The following is a 5,386-nucleotide window of genomic DNA, read 5'->3' on the forward strand; positions in this document are numbered from 1 at the left end:
CCACCTCATCCCGCGCCGACACCACCACCGGCACCACCGGAAGACCCTTCCCCCGCTCCAACTCCAACTCCTCAACGACCGCCGGCGCCTCCTCCAAAATCACGTGCGCGTTCGTGCCGCTGACACCGAAGGACGACACGGCGGCACGGCGCGGACGGCCGGGGTCGGTCCAGGGCTGCGCGTCGGTCAGCAGCCGGACCGCGCCGGACTCCCAGTCCACGTGCGAGGACGGGGCGTCCACGTGCAAGGTGGCAGGGAGTTGCCGGTGCCGCAGCGCCTGCACCATCTTGATCACCCCGGCCACGCCGGCCGCGGCCGAGGAGTGGCCGATGTTCGACTTGATCGAGCCGAGCCACAGCGGCCGCTCGGCGTCGCGGTCCTGGCCGTACGTCGCCAGCAGCGCCTGGGCCTCGATCGGGTCACCCAGCCGGGTGCCGGTGCCGTGGCCCTCGACCGCGTCCACCTGGTCGGGACGGAGCCCGGCCGCGGCCAGCGCGTTCCGGATCACGCGCTCCTGGGCCGGTCCGCTCGGCGCGGTCAGCCCGTTGGAGGCGCCGTCCTGGTTGACGGCACTGCCCCGGATCACCGCGAGCACGTGGTGTCCCAGGCGCTGGGCGTCCGAGAGGCGCTCCATCACCACCAGGCCGACGCCGTCGGAGAAGCCGGTCCCGTCGGCCCCGTCGGCGTACGAGCGGCAGCGGCCGTCGGGCGACAGGCCGCGCTGCCGGGAGAACTCCACCAGCAGGAACGGCCCGGACATCACCGTCGCCCCGCCGGCCAGCGCGAGCGAGCACTCACCGTTGCGCAGCGCCTGCGCCGCCAGGTGCATCGCCACCAGCGACGAGGAGCACGCGGTGTCCACCGAGACCGCCGGACCCTGCAAGCCGAACGTGTAGCTCAGCCGCCCCGAGACCACGCTGGTCGTGGTGCCGGTCAGCTTGAAGCCTTCCAGCTCCGGCGTCGCCCCACGGCCGTACTCGGAGGCGACCGCGCCGCAGTACACGCCGGTGTCACTGCCGCGCAGCGAGCCCGGGTCGATCCCCGCGTCCTCGAATGCCTCCCACGCACCCTCCAGCAGCAGGCGCTGCTGCGGGTCCATCGCCAGCGCCTCGCGCGGGCTGATCCCGAAGAACCCGGCGTCGAAGTCCCCGGCGCCGTCCAGGTATCCGCCGCCGCGCGTGTACACGGTGCCGGTCTGGTCGGGGTCCGGGGCGTACAGCCGCTCCAGGTCCCAGCCGCGGTCACCGGGCAGCCCCGAGATCGCGTCGCGGCCGGCAGCGACCAGGTCCCACAGCTGGTCCGGCGACGACACGCCGCCGGGGTAGCGGCAGCTCATGCCGACGATCGCCAGCGGCTCGTCCGCGTCGGCGCGCTTCCGGGCCGGCACCCGCGCGGCCACCGCCTTCCCGGCGCCTGCGCCAGACCCGGGAACCTGGGTCACCAGGAACCGCGCCACCGCGATCGCGGTCGGGTGGTCGAAGACGAGCGTGGCGGGCAGCTTCACGCCGGTCGCCTGGGCCAGCCGGTTCCGCAGCTCCACTCCGGACAGCGAGTCGAAGCCCAGCTCCTTGAAGGCCCGACCCGAGTCCACCGCCGACGCCGACGCGTGCCCGAGGACGGCCGCCACCTGCGCGATCACCAGGTCGAGCGTCACCCGCTCCCACTTCTCGCGGTCCACGCCCGCGAGCCGCGTCGCGAGCGACCCGCCGCCGCCGGCACGTGCCGCACGGCCCGGCGTACGGACCAGCCCCGCCAGCAACGGCACCGCAGTCCCGGCCTGCGCCTGTTCCCGCAACGCGGCCAGGTCCAGCCGTACCGGCGCGACCAGCGCGGCGTCCACCCGCTGAGCCGCGTCCAGCAGTTCGAGGCCCAACTCCGAGGAGAGCGGCTGGACACCCATCCGCTCCAGCCGGGCGAGTTGGGCGGTGTCCAGTTCCCCGGTCATCCCGGTTTCGGCCGCCCACAGGCCCCACGCCAGCGACACCGCCGGACGCCCTTGCGCCCGCCGCCTTGCCGCCAGCGCGTCCAACCCGGCATTCGCGGCGGCGTAGTTGCCCTGGCCCGCACTTCCGATCAGCGCCGCGACCGAGGAGAACAACACGAACGACTGGAGGTCCATCCCGGCCGTCAACTCGTCCAGCAGCAAGGCCGCGTCCAGCTTCGGCCGCATCACCCGGTCCAACTGCTCCGGCGTCATCGACGCGAGCAAACCGTCGTCGAGGACACCGGCCGCGTGCACCACGCCCGCGAGCGGGACCTCCAACGACCCCAGCAGCGCGGTCAGTTGCTCCCGGTCCGCCACGTCGCACGCCGCGACCCGCACCCGGCAACCCACAGCCTCCAGCTCCGCCACCAACTCGCCCGCACCCGGCGCCTCAAGACCTCGCCTCGACGCCAGCACCAGATACCGGACACCACCGGAGGTGACCAGGTGCCGGGCGACCAGCGCGCCCAGACCACCCGTGCCACCGGTCACCAGCACCGCACCGTCCGCGCCAGCACCGAGCAGCGGCCCGGTTCCCGGCGCCGAGGGCGCAACGGCCCGCGTCAGCCGGGGAGCCAGCACCTGCCCGCCGCGCACCGCGACCTGCGGCTCGTCGAGCGCGGCGAGCACGGCAATCTCCGGGCCGGCCCCATCGCCGTCGGCCGCCGGGTCCAGGTCCACCAGGACGAACCGCCCGGGGTGCTCCGACTGCGCGCTGCGCACCAGGCCCCACGCGGCGGCCGCCGCCACATCCGGCGCCTCCGCACCCGCCGATATCCCGCCCCGGGTCACCAGCACCAACCGCGCGCCCGACAGCGACTCCGCCGCCAGCCACTCCTGCACCAGGCCCAGCGTCTGCGCCGCCACCGTATGGGCGGACCGCGCCACGTCCACCGCGTCACCGTCGGGCGCCGACGCCCCGGACGGCACCGCCGCCACCACCGCGTCCGGCACCGCGGCACCCGCCGCCACCGCCGCGACCAGCGCGTCGAGATCCGCGAAGTGCTCACCGGCCTGCGCGCCCGCGCCGTCCTCCAGGCCCGTGCCGGCAGCCGCACCGGCACCGGCACCCGCACCCGGCACCGCGGCCTCGCCGAGCACCGCGACGCTCGCCCGGGCGGTGCCGTTCGCGGCCGCGACCTCGGACCACTCCACCGTGAACAGCGACCCGTCGGTCGACCGCCCGGCACCCGCCAACTGCGCCTGGTCCACCGGCCGGAGGACCAGCGACCGCACCGACACCACCGGGGTGCCGGAGTCGTCGACCGCGTCGAGCCGGACCGTCGAGTCGCCGATGGCCCCGGCGCGGACCCGCAGCCGAGAGGAGCCCCGGTGCCCGAGCCGGACACCGGTCCAGCTGAACGGCATCTTGTGCTCGCTGCCACCGGCGAAGAACGGCACGCCGCCCTGCACCACCGCGTCGAACAGCGCCGGGTGGATGCCGAACTCCCCGGCGGCGTCGGTGTACTCGTCCTCCAGCGCGACCTCGACGTAGATGTCATCACCGTCGCGCCAGGCCGCCCGCATGCCCTGGAACACCGGCCCGTAGTCGTACCCGAGCTCGGTGAGCTGGTCGTACAGCCGCTCGGCCGCGACCGGCTCGGCGTCCTCCGGCGGCCACTGCGCCGACCAGTCCGGGGCCGGCTCGAGCCCGGCCTCGGCCTCGGTCTCCACGGCGAGCACGCCGCGCGCGTGGCAGATCGTGTCGCCCCGCTCGCCGCCCTCCGGGCTGGTGTAGATCGCGACGGCACGGTGGCCGTTCTCGTCGGCTTCCGCCACGGTGACCTGGAGCTGCACCGCGGTGTCGCCGGCCAGCAACAGGGGGGTTCCCAGGACCAGTTCCTCCACGACCGGGCAGCCCACCTGGCCGCCCGCCGTCAGCGCGAGCTCCACCAGCGTGACGCCGGGCACGACGACCGTGCCGAACAGCATGTGCTCGGTGACCCAGGCGTCCGTCTCGGGGCTCAACCGCCCGGTGAACAGCCACTGGTCCTGGTCGCCGATCCGCACGCCCGCGGTCAGCAAGGGGTGGTCGACGGGTTCGGCCCCGCCCGCGGCCGCGCCGGCCCCGGTGGCGCCCGACGACAGCCAGTAGCGTTCGTGTTGGAAGGCGTAGGTGGGCAGGGGTACGGTCCGGGCGCCGGCCCCGGCGTAGAACGCCGGCCAGTCCACCGTGATCCCGGCGGCATGTACCTGCCCGAGGAACCCGGCGAACGCGTCCGGCTCACCCTGGCGGGCCCGCAGCGCGGGAACCAGCACAGCCTCAGTGTCGCTGCCATCCAGCACACCACGGGCCAGCGCGGTCAACGACCCATCCGGGCCCAGCTCCAAGAACCGCGTCACGCCCAGCCCCGCAAGCGTGGTGATACCGTCCGCGAAACGGACCGCCTCCCGCGCATGCCGCACCCAGTACGCCGAATCCGCCAACTCCCCGGACGACGCGACCGTCCCGGTCAGGTTCGACACCACGGGAATCGCCGGCTCGGCGAACCTCAACCGCCCCGTCACCTCCGCGAATTCGTCCAGCATCGGCTCCATCAGCGCCGAGTGGAACGCGTGCGAGACCCGCAACCGCGTGGTCCTCCGGTCCCGCCACAGCGGCAACGCCAGCCACTCATCGAGAGCATCCTGCTCCCCCGACACCACCACCGCCCGCGGCCCGTTCACCGCCGCCACCGACAGCCGACCCTCGAACCCGGCCAGCGACTCGACCACTTCCCGCTCGGCGGCCTGAACCGCCACCATCCCGCCACCGGCCGGCAGCGCGCTCATCAACCGGCCCCGCGCCGCGACCAGCACACTCGCGTCCGCCAGCGACAACACCCCGGACACATGCGCCGCAGCGATCTCACCCACCGAGTGACCGACCAGGAAGTCCGGCCGGACCCCCAGCGACTCCACCAACCGGAACAACGCCACCTCGACCGCGAACAACCCGGCCTGCGTGAACTGCGTATCGTTCAGCAACTCCGCATCCGCCGACCCCGCCTCCGCAGCCAAAACCTCCGACAGCGGCCGCTCCAGCAACGGATCAAGCTCCCCGCACACCTCTCCCAACGCCCGAGCGAACACCGGGAACCCAGCAGCCAATTCCGCACCCATCCGCGCCCGCTGCGCCCCCTGACCCGAAAACACGAACGCCGTCTTCCCCGACACCGCCCGACCCTGCACGACACCCGCACCCGGCTCACCCGAAGCCAACGCCGCCAACCCCGCCAGCAGACCCTCACGATCAGCCGCAGAAACCACAGCACGCTGCTCCAGATGCGCCCGGGTCACCGCCGCCGACCACCCCACATCCAGCACACCCAACTCCGGCCGCGCCACCAAAAACTCACGCAACCGCCCCGCCTGCGCCCGCAACGCCACCTCATCCCGCGCCGACACCACCACCGGCACCAC

At 74.0% G+C, this 5,386-nt stretch carries 1 protein-coding gene and 1 pseudogene; both read right to left on the reverse strand.

What is annotated here, in order from left to right; all coding sequences use genetic code 11:
* A partial coding sequence (locus tag FCI23_RS53785; RefSeq protein WP_211265889.1) for a type I polyketide synthase occupies window positions 1-5,086 on the reverse strand: 5,086 nt, incomplete at its 3' end.
* A 99-nt stretch (window positions 5,087-5,185) separates the two neighbouring features.
* Window positions 5,186-5,386, reverse strand: a pseudogene (locus FCI23_RS64510) (CurL C-terminal domain-containing protein); the annotation flags it as partial.

This window comes from Actinacidiphila oryziradicis, from assembly GCF_005047355.1.
Classification (GTDB): domain Bacteria; phylum Actinomycetota; class Actinomycetes; order Streptomycetales; family Streptomycetaceae; genus Actinacidiphila; species Actinacidiphila oryziradicis.